Genomic DNA, 18,812 nt, shown 5'->3' with positions numbered 1-18,812 from the left:
TTAAATAAGTTGGGAATGCGCTGCTCGAATTGCTGATGCGATCGCACTTTCTACCATAGCATCAGCAATTTGCTGTCCTTGCTGCACAACAAATTGCTTAAAAAATGGATCTTTTTTAGCCTCTGTGAGAATTAGTTGTTCAATTAGTTCAGCTTGTTTATCCACAGAAGTAGCAACACTTTGCTTCTGAAATTGCTCTAAAAGGTTTTGAACTAACTTTTGCGATTGCTCTGATTCGCTGCAATTAGCAACAAAACTGCAAATTTTACTAGTAGTTTTAGTTCTGAAAAGATTCAAAATTTTATTGATCTGTTTATTAATACAAAACAAAAAGAGGCTGAAAATAAGGCTACTACTCAGTCACTCCCAGCAAGTGCTTATTAAGATTATCTCCATTAATCTGTCATTTTTGTTTGGGAGATTCGTTATAGATAATTTGCCCTGAACCAGTGAGGTTAGTAATGCTGCTGTTAGTTATATTAAATTCATTGCTTGTAGTTTGAACTGGTTGAGTTGCAGCAGAGCCATTTCCCAATTCAGCTTCGTTCTTGGCAGAAGAATGCTCTTTAGCTAAATGAGATTGAGCAATTACCTCACTGAGATGAGGATTCTTAATCAGAATTGGGGTTAGTTGTTCTAAAATACCTATTAGCCGAATTGCATTGCAGGCATATTTATAAGCAAACTCAACGGGTTTTCCTGCTGCAATAGCATCATAAAAAGCTACTGCAAATTCAATTGCTGCGCGATCGCCAATCTGCTTGCTCATACCAATAACATAGTTAATGTGTTGAGCGATCGCCTCTGCTTGAACCCGTGAATAGCAAGCATTGAGAACTACACAATCTACTTGATCGGTAAATAACTCAAATAGTCCTGCTAATCCTTCTGCATCGACAAATTTCTCTCGTCCTGTATCATCCTCAAAAACTAATCCTTCATTCTCTGTTCCATGACCAGAGAAATGTATAAACTGCGGCTCATAATTCAATATCGCCCGTCGCACATCTCTCGGACGTACTGCCCACTTCTGCTCTAAGATAAAGCGATCGCGATTTTTAGCAAGCTGTAACCCTGTTTCTATTTCCCGTAGTTCTTCATCCAGCCGCAAAGGTATAGTGCCTTTTGGATTTGCTGCCAGAAATAATATTTTGTTAACTTGAATTTCCTGATTCATTTGACAGTATGAGATAGCTATTCTTATTCTTGTTCAGCACTTGTCAATTCAGGGGAAAAGGAGGACAAGCTTTAACCCTTAATCTTAAACCTTTTCCCCAAACCAAATTCCGAGTTGAAAATCCTCTGCCTTGTAGTATTGGGATATTTCCAATTCAAGAATTTACTATAGTTACAGATCTGCTGCATTAATTAAACCAAAACCCCATTTACTGTCAAAAGTTCCTTGGGGTTTACCAGGGATAGAACTATTTTTGCGTAGCAATTCTTTTACAGTAGCCGGATCGAGTTTAGGGTCGCGTTGTAGGAGCAATGCTACTAAGCCAGTAACGAATGGTGTTGCCATACTTGTACCAGCCATCACTACAAATTTGGAATTCAGCATCATTGAGCGATCGTAATTAGCATTGCTAGATAAAGTAGAAACAATCATCGCTCCTGGTGCTGCTACATCTGGTTTCTGACCATCATTACGCAATGGTCCTTCACTACTGAACTCAGACATGGTATCCAACTCTAAGCCCATGTCTCGCACTTGATTATCAATATCTGTATACTGAACTTTTGTGGTGTAGGCGGCAACTGTAACTGCACTGCTAGCTGCTCCTGGTGACCCAATTTTTACACAGTCCTTGACACTTTTACCCGTAAAAAATACCGAAGAGTGATCGTCAAGAGTCCACACATCTAAGCGTGTGTCAGTTGAACTGGTATTGCGTACCCGCAACTGCCAAATACCTCCCATAACTGGAGAAGGATCGTTACCACGAATTTGCACGAAGAAATTGTGGTCGCCGTTGCCTTTATCTGGGGCTGGTGTCACAATTTGTACCCGCGAATCTGGTAATTGGTAATCCTGAGAGGGATTGCCATCAGTAATAATTTTTTGGAAGGGGGTAACGAAACCATTTGGACTTCGTAGTGATATTTCTAACTCACTGTCACCAGCATACCAACCGTTTAACCATACTATGCCCACTTGATTCAAAGGTACATTGAAGCGGATACCGCGTAACTTTTGAGTAGGTATGGTTGCTTGACTGTGAATATTGTCGTTCCCTTCGTTACCTGCTGCGCAACAAACAATCCTTCCTGGTCCAGTTTCAGCGTCAATAATTCTCGAAAGCGAGTCGCTACCATCGTGGGCATCAGCATGTCCACCTAAGCTGAGATTAAGGACTACTGGTTTTTTTAATTCCTCGGCTATCCGAAAAACGTAGCGGACAGCATCGGCAATGTGAGCATCTTGTAAGTCGGATTTGACAATGACCAATTCTGCCTCTGGTGCTACTCCTGAATAGTTTTCATCTGCACCAGCAGCAATTCCAGCAACATGGGTGCCATGACCTTCAGTATCTTGAGAAACTGTCAGTTGTTCTCCTGTAAATTCAGCTCCATAATCACCTTCTTTAACTCCTGGGCCTGGCAGAGTTTGATCCCAAATGTGTAAAATTCGTCCAGCAAAGGCGGGGTGCTTGGGGTCAATGCCACTGTCTATAATGCCAATGATTACTCCCTTGCCAGTCAATCCTGTTTTGCTTTTAAAATCTGGCAGTTTTACTTTTCCTAGTGCAACATCCATGCGCAGATTGAGTTTGCGTGATGGTTTGATGCGCTGAATGACATCTTCTTCAGATAAGGCATCTAAAGCTTGTAACGGTAAGAAAGCTGTTCTTACACTCCCGGAGTTCTGATTGACACGAATTCCATATTGTTCTAGATGACTCAAGTCTGCATCAGGTTCACAGTAGAGAAAAACAATACTCTTAGTTGGCTTGACAGCGCTTTTAAACGCAATTAGACCAAGCGATCGCTTGTGCGTTGTTAAAGCTTGCTCTCCTTCATTTTGATAATCTTGATATGCCAACAGTAACCCAGGAGAAAGTTTTTCTGGTCTCATATTTGTCTCCACGTCTATGTGATTTCCCTAAATAAATCTATCGATTTTAGTAGTATTAGTTGTTCTAGCATAAATACTAAAAAGGTAATTTTTTAGCTTCCATTCTTAGTTGCGAGTATAGTTATCTAAAAGTTTTATCAAAAAGGAGAAATAAAATTAGAAAGTGCGAATAACTTCTCAAAAACACAAGGCAGAAGCCAGATATCATACCGGAAATAACCAAGAGTGTGTTGTTGCTAGCAGAAGAAATTGGCTAGTTGCAGGCTCATATAATAATTTTCAATGGAATGAAACAAACATAGGTATTGGTAATTATGATTAGCAGTCAAAAGTATTGTTAGCAATGCTTTTTATTGATCCAGTACCTACCTCAATTATTACGGACAAAGTTCAATAGAGAAAAATAAAGAATTATTAATTAATTCATCGATTGCTAAACAGACAAGCATTCGGAAAAATTATATGCAGTAGTTAAATTAGTGCGGATTTCAAGTTAGTGAAGTACAGATTATAAGTCTCAAACCCAGGCATAAAGGCTGCTTGACCTCTGAATTCTGCTGGATTTTCTATGCATAACATTTCCCCGATCGCCCTGAGGGGGCGTAACAATTAATATTTGAGATTTACATAATTCTCTACCACAAGTAAGAACCGCAAAGAAGCTATTATTTGCAACGATCGCTCCTAGTAGGTATAGAGAGTCATTCATGCAAATTCAAACACCAGACTGGGTTAAGCACGCTGTTTTCTACCAAATTTTTCCAGATCGCTTTGCTAGAAGCAAACAGCCTCGCAAACGACTATTGCATGAGGCCCGTTGGGAGGATTGGGAAGCTATGCCAACACTCCAAGGTTACAAAGGCGGAGATTTATGGGGTATCGTAGAGGGTTTGGATTACATACAGGATCTAGGGATTAACGCTATCTATTTCACACCAATTTTTCAATCAGCTAGTAACCACCGCTACCATACCCATGATTATTATCAGGTTGATCCACTGTTGGGAGGCAACGAAGCTTTCAAGGAATTGCTAGACGCAGCCCATCAACGCAATATCAAAGTTGTTTTGGATGGAGTATTTAACCACTCTAGTCGCGGCTTTTTCTTTTTCCACGATGTTTTAGAAAATGGTCCCCATTCCCCTTGGGTGAATTGGTTCAAAGTCGAAGGTTGGCCTGTCTCACCATACAATGGTGAGTTCCCCGCTAACTATGAAGGTTGGGCAGGAAATCGGGCTTTACCAGTATTTAACCACGACAACCCCGAAGTTAAGGAATATATTATGGAGATTGCCGAATACTGGATTAAATTCGGCATCGATGGTTGGCGCTTAGATGTGCCTTTTGAAATTAAAACACCTGGTTTTTGGCAAGAATTTCGCGATCGCGTGAAAGCGATTAACCCCGAAGCTTATATTGTGGGCGAAGTTTGGGGAGATTCTCGCGAGTGGCTAGATGGAACTCAATTTGACGGCGTGATGAATTATCTATTTGCCGGACCAACTATCGCTTTTGCCGCAGGCGATCGTGTAGTCTTAGAACAAGTGCAAAGCCGCGACTATAAACCCTACCCACCTTTATTTGCTGCTGAATATGCTGCCCAAATCCAAGAAGTATTACAACTGTACCCTTGGGAAATTCAACTTACCCAATTAAATTTGCTGGCGAGTCATGATACAGCAAGGTTAATGACTATTTCTGGGGGCGATAAACCTAGTGTAGAATTAGCAACCCTATTGTTACTGACTTTTCCTGGTGCCCCCAGCGTTTACTATGGTGATGAAGTCGGTTTACCTGGTGCCATAGATCCCGATTCACGCCGTGGTTTTCCCTTAGAAGCTAGCTGGGATCACGAAATTCTCCAAACTCATCGTCAACTAATTGCCCTCCGCCATACTTACCCATCGTTACGTATAGGCGATTACCAAGTCCTCTATGCTCAGGGAGAACTTTACGTTTTTGCCAGAACTTTAGGGACTGAGGAATTGATTATTGCCGTTAATGCTGGTACAGCATCGACAAAGGCAAATATTGCTATTAGCAGTTTGCGTACTCAACCTGACAAACTGTTATTTGGCACTGCTGAGGTGGAATGGCATGATGAAGGAGAAAATCAGCAGCTTTCGTTATCTCTTGAACCACGCGTTGGCTGCATTTTGGGTGTTAGCTGATACTGTAAATTGCTCAACAATTTAATTCTGACAAATCTGTAAAGCAAAATGGGGATTGGCTTTTAGACAATTCCCCATTTCCATCACCAACTCTTGAGACAAAACTCAACCTCTTGCATAAGTCAATGTTTTGAATATCAAACCATAGATAAACACCGATAAATATCGGTGTTTATCGGGAGGACACTGCGTTGGGCGGCTCTGCCGACTTGTAGCAAGTGTCCGTTGTTCATCTGTGGTTCCTTTTATTCTTCAGATTTTTGCAAGAAGTCTACTGTAAACTCACATATTTCTAACACTACCGATTTACCCAAGCTAGAGGCACATTAGACGATCAGGAACTAGTACCTCCAGCAACCATTGCAGGTACTAACACTTTATCAATCACATGGATCACGCCATTATCAGTCAGAATATCAGTTTGGATAACATTGGCATCATTCACCTTAATTGCACCATTAGCAGACTCAATTGCTAAAATTGACCCCTCAAGAGTCTCAGCCTCTTCAATCTGTACCAAATCATCAGACCGAACATCCCCAGAGGCTACATGATAGGCCACAATCTTCTTCAGCTTGGGAATATCTTGGAGTAGCGCATCTAAACTTCCCTCTGGCAGCTTAGCAAAAGCATCATCAGTAGGTGCAAAAATTGTCAAAGAACCAGGACTCTTGAGAACTTCTGTGAGTCCTACAGCTTTAACAGCCTTCACCAAGATGGTGAAATTTCCTGCTTTAATCGCAGTTTCCACAAGATCGGCCATGAGGTTAGGTGACTTTATTAACTTACTGTTACAACATACTTATAAAATGTTACAAAGCTCCCAACCTCTATCAATAGAGAGGTTACTAACAATTGAGTACACAGCAGCAGATTTATTAGTACTGCTAAACTGGGGAATGACCCCAAGAACCACTAACTATGCTAAAGCGTTCTAAGTTCGAGACAACCCAGTCTCAGATTATGCACCGTGCTGAGGATCTAATTAGTGCAGCCTCAAATCGGTATCGCATTACGGTTCAGGTGGCAAACCGTGCCAAGCGTCGCCGTTATGAAGACTTTGAAAGTGCGGAAGATGCAATGATGAAACCAGTACTTAGGGCAATTATCGAAATGTCCGATGAACTGACTCAGCCAGAGATTATCGGCGAACTATAAAAATAGTACTGAGTTGAAAGTGCTGATTGCTGAGTACAAAAGTAATCGCATCACACTTTTAACTCAGAATATTCGCTATATGAAAAAGAAAAAATTTCTACTTTGGTCAATTCTTCAACTTTTAGCTTTGAAGTTGAACTCAACATTCAGAACTCGCCACTCAGCAATGTTTTTAATGGTGGTAAGTGTGATTATGTTGGTTTCAGGGATAGTTAACTCAAAATACACAACTTTTCTAGGCATCCAACCAGCAATAGCGCAGAGAATAAGTCCTAGTGATGTTTGGCAACAAGTGTATCAAAAATTGCCTGATTTTCCGAAAGAAAACAAGTATATTAGCAAGGAAACTGGGAAAGTCGCCGAAAATAATACCTTAGTTGGTCGTTTAATTCAATATCATATTTATGTGAAAGAACGTTCCCCAAGTTATCGTCTAGATTGGAAGCTGACTCTGGCTGATTATCTAAATGCAAACGAAACTATGTACGACATTACCTATCCAGGGAATGATACATTACGAGAAAATCCTATAGAAGGCGATCGCGCAGCCATTTCCAAGCTTACCCGCAGCCAGCGAAATACCTTAGTGCAAGCATTGACAAACATCTTTAATTCTAGTTATTCAGCACAACCCCAACCATAATTAGTTGATGGAACGTTTAGTAAAAAGCGGCGCTGGTTGGCGTATTGGTTGGAATCCGAATGCACCTGTATTTAAAGGTCTATTGGGTACAGATGATTGGGCGATCGAGTTAACAGAAGCCGAATTAAACGATTTTTGCCGTCTCATAGCAAAGCTAGCAGACACAATGAAACAACTGGCAACTGAATTGATGGATGAAGAGAAAATTGCTTGCGAAGCCGAAAGCGATTTATTATGGATGGAAGTAGAAGGCTATCCCCATGCCTACAGTCTGCGCTTTATCCTGAATACAGGGCGATGTACAGAAGGTCGGTGGAATGATTCTGCTGTTCCTGGTCTGTTGCAAGCTGCTGGGATGCTCAAGGTTTTTTGAATTTGCCTCTTGATTATCCTCAAGCTTATTGCTAAAATGATAATTCTGACCGGGGCGTAGCGCAGCTTGGTAGCGCGCCACTTTGGGGTAGTGGAGGTCGTGGGTTCAAATCCCGCCGCTCCGATTGATAAAATCCCTAGTCCGCTAATCTTATCTGAAGATTAGCGGGTTTTTTCATGGCTAGAACCGTAAAAAACTAAGTAAATAGAAACTACTAGGCTAATAATGTTCATCTACGTAGTGGATTAGTAAGTAAAACCAAAGAAGAATCCGAATACAGTACCTATTAATGCACATACCTTTATCACTTGTATAGGCTCTACGTATTTATCTATGTATCTATTGATTTTAAAATGCGGCATTACTAAAGATAAAAATGTACTCAGTACTAAATAAAATATTAATGGAGTAATACCTCCTAGAAGAAATCCTTGAAAAGCCCAAGCCAAACCAAAAAAAATAGAAGACATAATTTCTACTAGTTTTTTATTTGAGTACTTATACTTATTTACCATAAAAATAAGCTTATAAATACTTCACATATTGAAAAGCCAAGTAATATCAAGTTACTTGCATACGACTTATCAGTAGTTAGATAATTTCGTGAACCTCATTCTCCTGCTCTCCCATTACCGCCACGTTGCAATAGATATTCCCAAATGCGTCGAATCTCTGCTTGGAATGTTTCGCGGTCAGTCTCGGCATTTTGAATCACTTGAGTGAGGTAATCAGTGAGTAAGACAACATCTTCATTTAATGACCCTACAGACTCTGTAAGATTGTCCACCTTGAGGGTTAGCTGATCGAGACGCGCAGTAACCTGGGCTATGGCGTTAGTATTTACCTGCTGCTGCCTTGCTATATCACCTAATGCGGTCGTGGTGAGTAATAGTATTTGCTCAATTCGATCAAGTCTACTGGGTTGCTGATCGGATGCTTCACTCATAGAAATTTTCGCTAGAAATTAACCTGGCAGATATATTTCACAAGCTGAAATGCAAGCATGATAAGGGTCGTAGTCATCGCAGGTCAGTTACATTTGATAAAAATTTATGCTGGTCATAGATGAAAAAACAAGTGTGATGACTGGCTTTTTGAGTTTGGATCTGGGAATTATCAATATAAGCAATGATATCTTCCTGTTTCACAGGCTGATTTTTTATGAGATTAATCCTAGCAGCTTGCATAATTCGGATATCACCTGAGGAGGGAATCATAGCCAGAATTCTCTGCTCACGTGATTGACACTCTATGCCTTATCAATTCATTCGTCAGCATAGTGAAGAAGATTGCGGAGCAGCTTGTCTAGCTACAATCGCCAAACATTACGGACGCAATTTTAGCCTTAACCGTGTGCGTGAAGCTGTAGGAACGGGACAACTGGGTACTTCTCTATTGGGGCTAAAACGTGGCGCGGAAGTCTTAGGGTTTAATGCTAGAGGAGTTAGAGTCGCACCAGAAATTTTAGATAAATTACAAGAACTATCCCTACCCGCAATCATTCACTGGCAAGGTTATCACTGGGTAGTTTTGTATGGTTGTCGAGGTAAAAAGTATATCATTGCCGATCCGGCTGTTGGTCTTCGTTATCTTTTGAAGCATGAGCTCATGGAGGGTTGGGCAAATCGGCTCATGCTCATATTAGAACCAGATAGTGTTCGCTTTTTTGCACAATCAAGCGATCGCATTCACAATTTTCGGCGCTTTATCCAGCCAGTCTGGAATTATCGCGCTATCTTAGGCGAAGCGTTGCTTATCAATATTTTTGTGGGACTGCTGTCTCTAATTTCTCCTTTTCTACTACAAATTCTTACCGATGATGTGCTAGTTCGTGGAGATACCAAGCTGCTAGTAAATGTTGTACTGGCAGCTATTGTGATGAATTTTTTTAGCAGCAGCCTCAGACTTGTTCAATCTAACCTGATTACTCATTTTGCTCAAAGACTTCAGTTGGAACTAGTATTAGAATTTGGTCGGCAAATTCTTCGTTTACCCTTGGCATACTACGAATCTCATCGCAGTGGCGAAATTGTTACTCGGCTGCGAGATATTCAAGAAATTAATCAGTTAGTTTCCCAGTCAATAATTGGGCTGCCTAGCCAATTTTTTATCGCGGTGATCTCCTTAGGGTTCATGTTGTTCTATAGCAGTAAGCTGACCTTACTTGCTCTAATTTTCTCTGTGTTAATGACATTATCAACATTTATTTTTCTACCAATATTGCAACATAAAACGCAAAATTTATTAATTTTAGAAGCTGAAAATCAAGGAATTTTAGTAGAAACTTTCAAGGGAGCAATAACGTTTAAAAGTCTAAGCGCTGCTCCACAATTATGGGAAGAATTTCAGAGCCAATTTGGACGAGTTGCCAATTTGGCGTTCAAAACGATGCAGATTTCGGCTATTAATAATATTTTTTCAGGACTGGTGTATGGAATTAGCAGCATTCTCCTTTTATGGTTTGGTAGCAATCTAGCGATCGCTAGAGAAATCACAATTGGACAATTGCTAGCTTTTAGCAGCATGAATGTAAATTTTCTCGGCTTTATTAGTACAGTAATTGGTTTTGCCAATGGGCTTGTACAAGCAAAAACTTCAATTCAACGATTAACACAAGTGCTCGACGTAACTACAGAAAATCAAGGAGACGAACAAAAACCTTGGGTAGAATTTTCTTCTAATTCCCATATCGTCTGTATTAATCTCAATTTTCATCATGCAGGCAGAGTTGACCTCCTGAAAGATTTTTCACTAAAAATCCCTGGTGGTAAGATAGTTGCTTTAGTTGGTCAATCAGGCTGTGGTAAAAGTACGTTGGCAAAACTAATTGCTGGATTGTACTCGCTACAATCTGGCAATATCCGGATAGGTGATTACAATTTGCAAGATATATCTCTTGATTCACTGCGTCAACAAATTGTGCTAATTCCTCAAGAAGCCCATTTTTGGAGCCGTTCAATTATGGAAAATTTCCGTTTAACTGCTCCTTATATTAGCTTTGAGGCGATTGTTCATGCTTGCAAGCTCACAGGTGCGGATGAATTTATCAGCCAGCTACCTGATAAGTATCAAACTGTTTTGGGTGAATTTGGTGCTAATATCTCAGGAGGCCAGCGTCAGCGTCTAGCTATAGCTAGAGCGATTGTCTGCAATCCGCCAATTTTGATCATGGATGAATCTACTGGTGCTTTAGATCCAGCTAGTGAATCGCACTTACTAGATCAACTATTAAGCGATCGCTCTGGTAAAACTACAATTCTGATTAGTCATCGACCCCATGTGATTCAACACGCAGATTGGATCGTTGTCCTGAATGAGGGGCGATTAATTGCTCAAGGATGTTTCGAGGATTTGCAAGCTCAACCTGAAAATCCTCTGTTTTTCTTAAATTTCTAATTAGCAAGTTTAATTAGTAACCGTGGCAGGTGTTAAGGGAATACTAAGAGAGAGACAAATAGCCAAAGTTGACTAATTTTAATTATATGAGTTGGCACTATATTCTCAGTATTGCTGGATTATTTACTATTTGCAATCTAGCATTTGCTAAACCCTGTGATGCTCAGGCGATCGCGGCAGATGGGACTCTCCCTACAAACGTTGCCTCTCCTGATAATCTCAATTTCACAATTACAGGTGGTAGCCAAGTAGGAGGTAATCTTTTTCATAGCTTTAGCCAATTTTCTATACCAACTGGTGGTGCTGCCAATTTTAATAATTCTGCATTTATTCAAAATATTATTAGTCGAGTGACTGGAAATTTACCTTCCTATATCGATGGCAAAATTCATACTATTGGTAATGCAAATCTGTTCTTAATTAATCCCAATGGAATTATCTTTGGACCCAATGCAAAATTAGATATTGGTGGCTCATTTTTAGCCACTACAGCCAACAGTTTAAAGTTTGCTGATGGCAATGAGTTTAATGCATCTCCAGATAGCACTACACCTTTATTAAGTGTAAATGTTCCTATCGGATTACAGTATGGTAGTAACTCAGCAGCGATCCAATTACAGGGAGCTAATCTCGCCGTACCTACAAACCAAACACTGGCCCTCATCGGTGGTGAAGTAACTCTAAATGGCGGTCAGTTGATTGCAGATAGCGGCCGTATTGAATTGGGTGGATTAGCAGGTGCAGGTACAGTTGGGCTTTCATTAATAGGAAACCAGTTTCAATTAGGTTTTCCTAGCGATTTGGCTTTAGCCAATGTATTACTTAGCAATAATGCTCTGGTCACAACCAGTGGTGATGGAGGTGGTAGTATCCAACTCACAGGAAAGCAATTAGCAATTGATAACTCCCGTGTAGAAGCAGTAACACTAGGCGCTATTTCTGGAGCAAATTTGATATTAAATGCTTCAGATGCCGTCATCGTATCAAATAACAACACGACTGGAACTTTTGATCGGGGATTATTTGCTGAAAATAGTGGTAGTGGAACCAGCCTAGGAATCACAATAAATACTGCCAAACTTCAGGTTGAAGGCGAAGCTCGCATATCTACTGCTACCTTACCTGGTTCCTTAGGAAAAGGAGGAGATTTAACCATCAATGCTACGGATGCAATTGAACTAAGTGGTGTTGATTCAGTAGATACTTCTTTATTTACTGGATTATTGGCAGATACATACGGTAGTGGTTCCGGGGGAAATTTAACTGTAAATACGGAGCGATTATTTGTTCATCACGGAGCGCAAATATCGGCTGCAACCTTCGCTGATGCAAAAGGTGGAATTTTGACAGTAAATGCTGCTAATAGTGTGGAATTAATCGGAGTCACACCCTCTGATCTTCTAGCAAGTGGTTTGTTTACAGCAGTTCAACAAGGTAGTGGACAAGCAGGAGATTTAATAGTTAACACAAGGGAGTTAATTATTAATGATGGGGCACAAATTTTCGCTGGTACTTTATCAACAGGAAATAGTGGCAATATGATTATTAATGCTACCGATTCTGTCAATGTTAGAGGAGTTTCACCTATTTATCAATTTCCTGGTGGTCTTTTCAGTGGCACAAATCCAGATAGTACAGGCAATGCAGGTAATATAACAATTAATACTAAGCAATTAACAGTGCAGGATGGGGGTAATATTGCTGTTGAAACTCTCGGTTTCGGTAAAGGAGGAATACTCACCATCAATGCAACTGAATCTATTCAGTTATTAGGGCAAGGTCCTCTTAGAGAAGACCCATTAGACTCAACCCGCTTAATTCCCACATTTAGTAGTTTATCTGCAAGTGTTTTAAACACAAATAATATTAATAATGCTGGTAACTTAGAAATTTCTACTGGGAAATTCTTAGTAGAGAATGGTGCTAGGTTAAGTGTTGATAATGAAGGCTTAGGTCAAGGTGGAAGCATTAATATTCAAGCTAATTCAATAGTGCTTGATAATGCAGGCAATCCTCAACCAGACTCAGGAGGAATTCAAGCTACAACCAAATCAGGTGAAGGCGGTAATATCACCTTACAAGTTAAAAATATTTTATTAATGCGCAACGGCAGTAAAATTACTACTAATGCTATAGGTGGTAATGGTAATGGTGGTGATATAAATATTAGTTCCAATTTATTAGCTGCTGCTGAAAATAGTGATATTACAGCTAATGCAATTCAAGGAAGAGGTGGTAATGTTCAAGTTACAACTCAAGGAATATTTGGTATTGAATTTCGTCCTGAACTTACTTCTGAAAGTGATATTACAGCTAGCTCTCAGTTTGGATTGAGTGGCGCTGTGGAAATTAAAACTCTGGCTGTTGATCCAAGCAAAGGAATTGCTGTTTTACCAGTTCAACCAAATGATGCTTCGACATTAATTACTCAAGGTTGTGGACAGTATAATCCAGAAAAATACAGCCGTTTCATTGTTACTGGAAGGGGTGGGTTACCACAAAATCCAGAGGTAGTGTTGGGTAGTGACACAATTTTGGAAGATATCCAAACAGTTCCAATTTCCGCAAGTAGCGATCGCTCTAAGGTGGCTGTTACTTCTGCAAATTTACCATTGCCTACCTCTAATGAAATTGTAGAAGCTCAGGGACTTGTAGTTAGCCCTCAGGGAGAGGTATTTTTAACAGCGCAAGCACCAGTTATCACGCCTCATACTTCTGGACTGTCCCCAGCTAGTTGTCATACACATTAGATAATCTGAAAATAAATTTCCTAGGAGATAGATAGCAGAAAAATTATTAGAGATTGCATAAAGTTATAAAATTGATAGCGCCGTATTCTTACTGACTTAAAAATTCAATAAACTTTAAAAAATAAATTTCTTCTAAAGAGTATATAGATATTGATACATTCATAGAAATCAACATAAATCTAGTAAATTCGGTGCTGTAGCTCCTAATAGAAGTTAATCATTTTGGTAAATAGGGAAATTTACGTAAATCTTTTTAAAGATTGAATAAAGCAGATAAATTACTATTCGCGTCCTCTTACTATGTCTTTTTTAAAGTTGATTTTACAATAGGGAATTTACATTGAGCCAATTTCCGCGAACAATGTGATTAAATGACAGTCTATTAATTGGGAGAGGATGCAGCAAGAACAAAAAATTATCAGCACAAGTAAATAGCTTGTCGCGGATATAAATGCTCAACAACTAATTAAATGTATTCTCAGATTTCCAACTTAGAGATAAACCTGACTAGTCTTTGGTGTTAATCACTCTACACGATAATGGTTAAATGTATGGATTTGAATTCTAACAACTTGCCTATTACAGAAAGCTTGATTGAAGATTTGAGCGATGAAGAATTAGCCGCTTGTGTTGGTGGCTGTGACATTCAGCTGACTACTGGCGAACAAAAGGTTACAGAAGTCCCATTAGTTGAATTGCCATTGTTGGGGGATGTATCTGCCAATGTTATTACTGATATCACTACTATAGGAATTAGATACAATCCTAATGGCTCAGACCGCTTCAGAAGCGATCGCAATGTGAAAGAAGAAGTGGCCGAGGTCGATGTCCACGCCATTCTCAAAGGAATTGCCAGTTTACCCATCACCACCTGGAAGTATAAAAACCAAGATGAGACAATTCGCCATATTGGCCCAATGGCACAAGATTTTGCTGCAACTTTCAATGTTGGTGAAAGCGATCGCTTTATCGAAGTTGTAGATGCCAATGGTGTAGCTTTAGCCGCAATTCAAGCACTTTACCAAGTGATGCAACACAAAGAATCCCAAATCAATGAACTACAAACACAGGTACACCAACTCAAACAACAACTAATTGAGAAGTAAACTCAAGTTTCCGCTGCTATGCCAGTACTTGTCCGATTTTAAATAAAAACTCAACTTGAATTCTCAATTAATCACCATAGCTTTCTTTGAAATCTGTGCCAATTCTTGGAAGTTAGAGAAAAGTGCATCTATCTAACAAACAGATTGGTTCCGTTATTGTACAAATCAAATTTAATTCAATTTTCATAAAACTCTATGTACACTAATGACCAAACACCCGTAACTACGGCCAGCCTGATTGAAGAATTATCTGATGATGAGTTAGCAAGTTGTGTTGGAGGTACCGGCTATATTAATCCCGCAGGACAGGAAGTTCCGGGAAATTCTGGAACACTAAAGGCTCCTGGGCTAAAAAATAACTCAAATATGTATCTAGACCCCAATGGTTCGGCTCGTTTCACAAGCGATCGCAATGTCAAAGAAGCCGTGGCTGAGGTTGATGTCCACAATATTCTCAAGGGAATTGCAGATTTACCTATTACTACCTGGGAATATAAAAACCAAGATGAGACAATTCGCCATATTGGCCCAATAGCACAAGATTTTGCAGCTATTTTCAACGTTGGTAAAAACGATCGCTTCATCGATGTTGTAGATGCCAATGGTGTAGTTTTAGCAGCAATTCAAGCACTTTATCAAAAGTTGCAAGCACAAGATACCCAAATCAATAGTCTTAATATCCAAATTAGTGAGATAAAACAACAACTTCTGCTAAATTCGCAATAGATCATATCCATTGCAAAATAAGCTTCACTGCATCTATATTTAACTGCCACAATTATGCTGATTCAGCCGAAGTTCAAAGAGCATTTTCATGTTGAGGTATCTCCTCCTAGAACTGTATTTCTCTTGAGTGAAAAGGGGCATTTTGTCTTGAGTGGGCGTCTATACTGCCTACTAGCACCCCTACTTAATGGACTTTATAGTGTAGAGGAAATTGCTCAACAACTGCAAGGACAAGCTTCGGCTGATGAAACTATCTATGCTTTAGAGCAGCTAGAACATAAGGGATACATCACCAATGCCGATAACACTCCACTGGCGGAATCGGCTTTTTGGGGACTGCTTAATAGAGATGCAAAGCTGGTAACTCAATGTCTCCAAGACGCTAAAGTTGCTATTCATACTTTTGGTAGCGTCAAATCTGAGCCATTAACTGCCATCTTAGAATCTCTCAACATTGACAGTGACGTTACTGGCAAGTTTGCTGTTGTGCTCACAGATGATTATCTCCAACCTGGTTTAGCAACATTTAACGCAGAAGCTTTACAACAGAGGTGTTCGTGGCTGCTAGTTAAACCAGTGGGAGGCGTGATTTGGATTGGCCCCATCTTTCGACCTGGCCATACAGGGTGTTGGGAATGCCTAGCACAACGTCTGCGGATGAATCGTGAGGTTGAGTCTTTTCTGCAAGAGCAAAAGCAAACCCTAAATCCGTTTCCAGTTTCTCGTGCTGCTTTAGCTTCAACTGTACAAACTGGGCTAAATTTGGCAGCAACTGAAATTGCTAAATGGTTAAGTCACCCAGGACAGCATCCTCTAGAAGGAACCCTACTAACTTTTGATATTGTCAATCTCAACCTGCAACGCCATACCTTAGTTCGTCGTCCGCAATGCCATTGTTGTGGCGAACCCACCATAAGTCAACGGGAACCTCAACCATTGCTGCTCAATAGCCAACCCAAGCAATTGAGCGATGATGGAGGCTATCGCAGCTGCTTACCCGAACAAGCTTTTCAAAATTACGAACATCACATTAGTCCGATTACTGGAGTGATCAGAAGTTTATTTCAACCCTTCCAGCAGAACGAGCTGATTCACGCCTATGTTGTTGACCACAGCTTTCCTGGCGAAAGTAGACAGTTAGAGGATTTACGCAATAAAGGTAAAAGCTTTGGTAAAGGGAAAACAGCAGCCCAAGCAAAGATGAGCGCCTTGGGAGAAGCAATTGAGCGCTACTGTGGAAGCTTTACAGGAGAAGAACCAAGGGTGAAAGGGACTTATAGCAACCTCAGAGAAGAGGCAATTCATCCCTATGAGTTCATGCACTATAGCGCAAATCAGTACCGCGATCGCCTAGTTTGGAATCAGCAACACCACATAATTCAATGGATACCCGATCCCTTTGATGACAGCCAAGAAATTGAATGGACTCCCATCTGGTCGCTTACCCACCAACAATTCAAGTATCTGCCAACAGCATATTGTTATTATGGCTATCCTTTGTCTGAGGGTCGCTGCTTTTGTTATGCAGACACCAATGGGACTGCGGCTGGAACTAATAAAGAAGAAGCTATTCTTCAAGGATTTATGGAGTTAGTAGAACGGGATGCAGTAGCAATATGGTGGTACAACCGTTTACATAGACCTGCTGTCGATCTAAATAGCTTTGATGAGCCTTATCTACATCAATTAAAAACATACTATACATTTATCAAGCGTGATTTTTGGGTATTAGACCTGACTACCGATTTAAATATTCCTACCTTCGCAGCAATTTCCCGACGCTTAAATCAACAGCCAGAAGATATTCTGTTTGGGTTTGGGACTCATTTCAATGCAAAAGTTGCCATCTTGCGTGCTGTTACAGAAATGAACCAGATGATATTTCTTTCCAATGGAGGAAATCCTTATTCGCCAGCGAAGTTCACCCGTCAGGATATGCAAAGTTGGTGCAAAAATGCAACATTAGCAAACCAAGCTTACCTGGTTCCCAATGCCAATATAATTCCTAAAGTGTTCGCAAACTATCCTTTTTACCACAGTCATGACTTACGAGAAGATGTGCTTGCTTGTATTGATATAGCTACTAAACATGGGCTAGAAATGTTTGTTCTCGATCAAACACGTCCAGATATTGGTATGCATGTTGTTAAAGTTGTTGTTCCTGGTCTGCGTCACTTTTGGGCGCAATTTGCTCCAGGTCGACTTTACAATGTACCTGTAAAAATGGGGTGGTTAAGAAAAGAATTAACAGAAGATCGGCTTAATTCCATTCCAATGTTTCTTTAAAGCTTAAATTCAAAATTGCTTAAGAATAAGTAAGATTTTTAATAAAAATTGCTTTCAAACATTATGATTATATTTCAATAACCTATACTTAACATATGAAACCTAGAAATACTAGTTGCAAAGCTGGTATGTTTGATTCCAGAATAAATCAAATAAAAAATGATTATTCTCAAGATAATTTTATAAAAGTTATAGATTATTTTCCCGATTTAATTTTAATAACAACATTAGGTAAAGGATATTGTGTAGAAATTAATAAAACCTTCTTAAAGGTAACTGGATATAGTAGAGAGAATGTTATTGGTTACCCAATTACTTTATTAGATATGGGATTTACCATTGAAGGATATTCACAAATTCAGAAAAGTTTAAAAACGCAAGAACATATTCACAATCTAGAAATTGAATTTTGTTTAAAAACTGGGGAAAAACGCACAGGCTTATTATCAGTAAAGCTTTTAGAATGGCAAAAAAAAACTTATTTACTTAATATTATTCGTGATATCACAGATCGCAAACAAATTGAGGAGGAATTACGTTATATTGCCATGCACGATCCTCTAACAGGTTTACCAAATAGAGCTTATTTCATGCAGCAGTTGGATTACGTGTTGGAATGTCAGCAATATTATAGCCAATATTTTTCTTCTATCCTCTTTCTCGATTTAGATGGATTTAAAGCAATTAATGATAATTTTGGACATGACACAGGAGATAAATTTCTCATTGAAATTAGCCAGAGGCTAAAATCTCTTCTGAAATGGGGAGATTTTATTGCACGGCTCGGTGGAGATGAATTTGTAATTTTATTAGAAGATGTGAAAGATTTTCGTTGTGCCGCTCGTACAGCTAATCAAGTTATTGCTGCGCTCAAACAACCTTTTGTATTGAATGGTCAACAAATATCTTGTTCGGTGAGCATTGGTATATCAACAATCTCAGCAGATACTAAATCGCCTGAAGAAGTATTACGCAAAGCAGATATTGCAATGTATCAAGCAAAAGCATTTGGTAAGAGCCGTTATCATATCAGTTAATCAGCCATGATTTGTCATCGGTCTGAAATGCGATCGCTCAAGATTATTCGTTGCTGAAAACAGGAAATCATCAATATATTTCAATAAAAA

The 18,812-nt window shown here is 39.6% G+C and carries 16 protein-coding genes and 1 tRNA gene; 11 read left to right on the top strand and 6 right to left on the bottom strand.

All coding sequences use genetic code 11. From position 1 onward, the window contains the following. The 3 genes from BV375_RS04190 to BV375_RS04180 all read right to left on the bottom strand — a co-directional run bounded on the left by BV375_RS04190 (position 1) and on the right by BV375_RS04180 (position 3,076). Positions 1–297, bottom strand: coding sequence for a hypothetical protein (locus BV375_RS04190; protein WP_143841980.1), 297 nt, complete (start codon positions 295–297; stop codon positions 1–3). A 106-nt stretch (positions 298–403) separates the two neighbouring features. Continuing rightward, positions 404–1,177: a CHAT domain-containing protein gene (locus BV375_RS04185; protein WP_086757571.1), complete on the bottom strand. Its 774-nt coding sequence runs from the start codon at positions 1,175–1,177 to the stop codon at positions 404–406. A gap of 171 nt (positions 1,178–1,348) precedes the next feature. Then, positions 1,349–3,076 carry a S8 family serine peptidase gene (locus tag BV375_RS04180; RefSeq protein WP_086757569.1) on the bottom strand — a complete coding sequence of 576 codons (1,728 nt, stop codon included), beginning with the start codon at positions 3,074–3,076 and terminating at the stop codon, positions 1,349–1,351. Between the two features lie 707 nt (positions 3,077–3,783). Between BV375_RS04180 and BV375_RS04175 the strand changes: the two genes are divergently transcribed. Then, positions 3,784–5,247, top strand: coding sequence for a glycoside hydrolase family 13 protein (locus tag BV375_RS04175; RefSeq protein WP_086757567.1), 1,464 nt, complete (start codon positions 3,784–3,786; stop codon positions 5,245–5,247). Between the two features lie 334 nt (positions 5,248–5,581). On the opposite strand, the gene BV375_RS04170 is transcribed toward BV375_RS04175, so the two are convergent. After that, entirely contained in the window at positions 5,582–6,010 is a 429-nt protein-coding gene (locus BV375_RS04170) for a fasciclin domain-containing protein (RefSeq protein ID WP_086757566.1), read from the bottom strand. 158 nt (positions 6,011–6,168) lie between these two features. On the opposite strand from BV375_RS04170, the gene BV375_RS04165 reads away from it, so the two are divergent. From BV375_RS04165 to BV375_RS04150, 4 genes are all read left to right on the top strand, one after another. Next, positions 6,169–6,405, top strand: a complete 237-nt coding sequence (locus BV375_RS04165; protein WP_086689544.1) for a DNA-directed RNA polymerase subunit omega — start codon at positions 6,169–6,171, stop codon at positions 6,403–6,405. Between the two features lie 193 nt (positions 6,406–6,598). After that, the gene (locus BV375_RS04160) at positions 6,599–7,048 is read left to right on the top strand and encodes a hypothetical protein (RefSeq protein WP_086757628.1); all 450 of its coding nucleotides are present in this window, start codon (positions 6,599–6,601) and stop codon (positions 7,046–7,048) included. 7 nt (positions 7,049–7,055) lie between these two features. Beyond that, complete coding sequence (locus tag BV375_RS04155) at positions 7,056–7,421, top strand: DUF1818 family protein (protein WP_086757564.1); 366 nt, start codon at positions 7,056–7,058, stop codon at positions 7,419–7,421. Positions 7,422–7,471: 50 nt separating this feature from the next. Further along, a tRNA-Pro gene (locus tag BV375_RS04150) sits at positions 7,472–7,545 on the top strand. A gap of 486 nt (positions 7,546–8,031) precedes the next feature. Here the strand turns inward: BV375_RS04150 and BV375_RS04140 are convergent. Together BV375_RS04140 and BV375_RS04135 are read right to left on the bottom strand one after the other, a co-directional pair. Next, positions 8,032–8,367 (bottom strand): hypothetical protein, encoded by a 336-nt coding sequence (locus BV375_RS04140; protein ID WP_086757560.1) that lies wholly within the window; start codon positions 8,365–8,367, stop codon positions 8,032–8,034. 73 nt (positions 8,368–8,440) lie between these two features. Continuing rightward, positions 8,441–8,638, bottom strand: a complete 198-nt coding sequence (locus tag BV375_RS04135) for a hypothetical protein (protein ID WP_086757558.1) — start codon at positions 8,636–8,638, stop codon at positions 8,441–8,443. Positions 8,639–8,672: 34 nt separating this feature from the next. Between BV375_RS04135 and BV375_RS04130 the strand changes: the two genes are divergently transcribed. The 6 genes from BV375_RS04130 to BV375_RS04105 all read left to right on the top strand — a co-directional run bounded on the left by BV375_RS04130 (position 8,673) and on the right by BV375_RS04105 (position 18,722). Then, positions 8,673–10,817, top strand: a complete 2,145-nt coding sequence (locus BV375_RS04130) for a peptidase domain-containing ABC transporter (RefSeq protein ID WP_086757556.1) — start codon at positions 8,673–8,675, stop codon at positions 10,815–10,817. Positions 10,818–10,903: 86 nt separating this feature from the next. Then, positions 10,904–13,567: a filamentous hemagglutinin N-terminal domain-containing protein gene (locus BV375_RS04125; RefSeq protein ID WP_086757554.1), complete on the top strand. Its 2,664-nt coding sequence runs from the start codon at positions 10,904–10,906 to the stop codon at positions 13,565–13,567. 551 nt (positions 13,568–14,118) lie between these two features. Next, positions 14,119–14,673, top strand: a complete 555-nt coding sequence (locus BV375_RS04120) for a tail fiber domain-containing protein (protein ID WP_166507365.1) — start codon at positions 14,119–14,121, stop codon at positions 14,671–14,673. A gap of 195 nt (positions 14,674–14,868) precedes the next feature. Continuing rightward, entirely contained in the window at positions 14,869–15,399 is a 531-nt protein-coding gene (locus BV375_RS04115) for a tail fiber domain-containing protein (RefSeq protein WP_086757549.1), read from the top strand. Positions 15,400–15,453: 54 nt separating this feature from the next. Further along, the gene (locus BV375_RS04110; protein WP_086757547.1) at positions 15,454–17,685 is read left to right on the top strand and encodes a TOMM precursor leader peptide-binding protein; all 2,232 of its coding nucleotides are present in this window, start codon (positions 15,454–15,456) and stop codon (positions 17,683–17,685) included. A gap of 95 nt (positions 17,686–17,780) precedes the next feature. Then, positions 17,781–18,722, top strand: a complete 942-nt coding sequence (locus BV375_RS04105; RefSeq protein ID WP_086757545.1) for a sensor domain-containing diguanylate cyclase — start codon at positions 17,781–17,783, stop codon at positions 18,720–18,722. Positions 18,723–18,812: the final 90 nt, after the last annotated feature.

This window comes from Nostoc sp. 106C, assembly GCF_002154725.1.
GTDB lineage: Bacteria > Cyanobacteriota > Cyanobacteriia > Cyanobacteriales > Nostocaceae > Aulosira.
Note: the sequence above shows the minus strand (reverse complement) of the source record. Positions and strands in the feature narration are given on the sequence as shown.

Excerpts from the sequence above, each read along its gene's own strand:
- BV375_RS04140 (WP_086757560.1), bottom strand. The coding sequence starts at position 8,367 with ATGAGTGAAGCATCCGATCAGCAACCCAGTAGACTTGATCGAATTGAG.
- BV375_RS04115 (WP_086757549.1), top strand. The coding sequence starts at position 14,869 with ATGTACACTAATGACCAAACACCCGTAACTACGGCCAGCCTGATTGAA.
- BV375_RS04130 (WP_086757556.1), top strand. The coding sequence starts at position 8,673 with ATGCCTTATCAATTCATTCGTCAGCATAGTGAAGAAGATTGCGGAGCA.
- BV375_RS04155 (WP_086757564.1), top strand. The coding sequence starts at position 7,056 with ATGGAACGTTTAGTAAAAAGCGGCGCTGGTTGGCGTATTGGTTGGAAT.
- BV375_RS04160 (WP_086757628.1), top strand. The coding sequence starts at position 6,599 with ATGTTGGTTTCAGGGATAGTTAACTCAAAATACACAACTTTTCTAGGC.
- BV375_RS04170 (WP_086757566.1), bottom strand. The coding sequence starts at position 6,010 with ATGGCCGATCTTGTGGAAACTGCGATTAAAGCAGGAAATTTCACCATC.
- BV375_RS04120 (WP_166507365.1), top strand. The coding sequence starts at position 14,119 with ATGGATTTGAATTCTAACAACTTGCCTATTACAGAAAGCTTGATTGAA.
- BV375_RS04125 (WP_086757554.1), top strand. The coding sequence starts at position 10,904 with ATGAGTTGGCACTATATTCTCAGTATTGCTGGATTATTTACTATTTGC.
- BV375_RS04180 (WP_086757569.1), bottom strand. The coding sequence starts at position 3,076 with ATGAGACCAGAAAAACTTTCTCCTGGGTTACTGTTGGCATATCAAGAT.
- BV375_RS04105 (WP_086757545.1), top strand. The coding sequence starts at position 17,781 with ATGAAACCTAGAAATACTAGTTGCAAAGCTGGTATGTTTGATTCCAGA.
- BV375_RS04135 (WP_086757558.1), bottom strand. The coding sequence starts at position 8,638 with ATGATTCCCTCCTCAGGTGATATCCGAATTATGCAAGCTGCTAGGATT.
- BV375_RS04175 (WP_086757567.1), top strand. The coding sequence starts at position 3,784 with ATGCAAATTCAAACACCAGACTGGGTTAAGCACGCTGTTTTCTACCAA.
- BV375_RS04165 (WP_086689544.1), top strand. The coding sequence starts at position 6,169 with ATGCTAAAGCGTTCTAAGTTCGAGACAACCCAGTCTCAGATTATGCAC.
- BV375_RS04185 (WP_086757571.1), bottom strand. The coding sequence starts at position 1,177 with ATGAATCAGGAAATTCAAGTTAACAAAATATTATTTCTGGCAGCAAAT.
- BV375_RS04110 (WP_086757547.1), top strand. The coding sequence starts at position 15,454 with ATGCTGATTCAGCCGAAGTTCAAAGAGCATTTTCATGTTGAGGTATCT.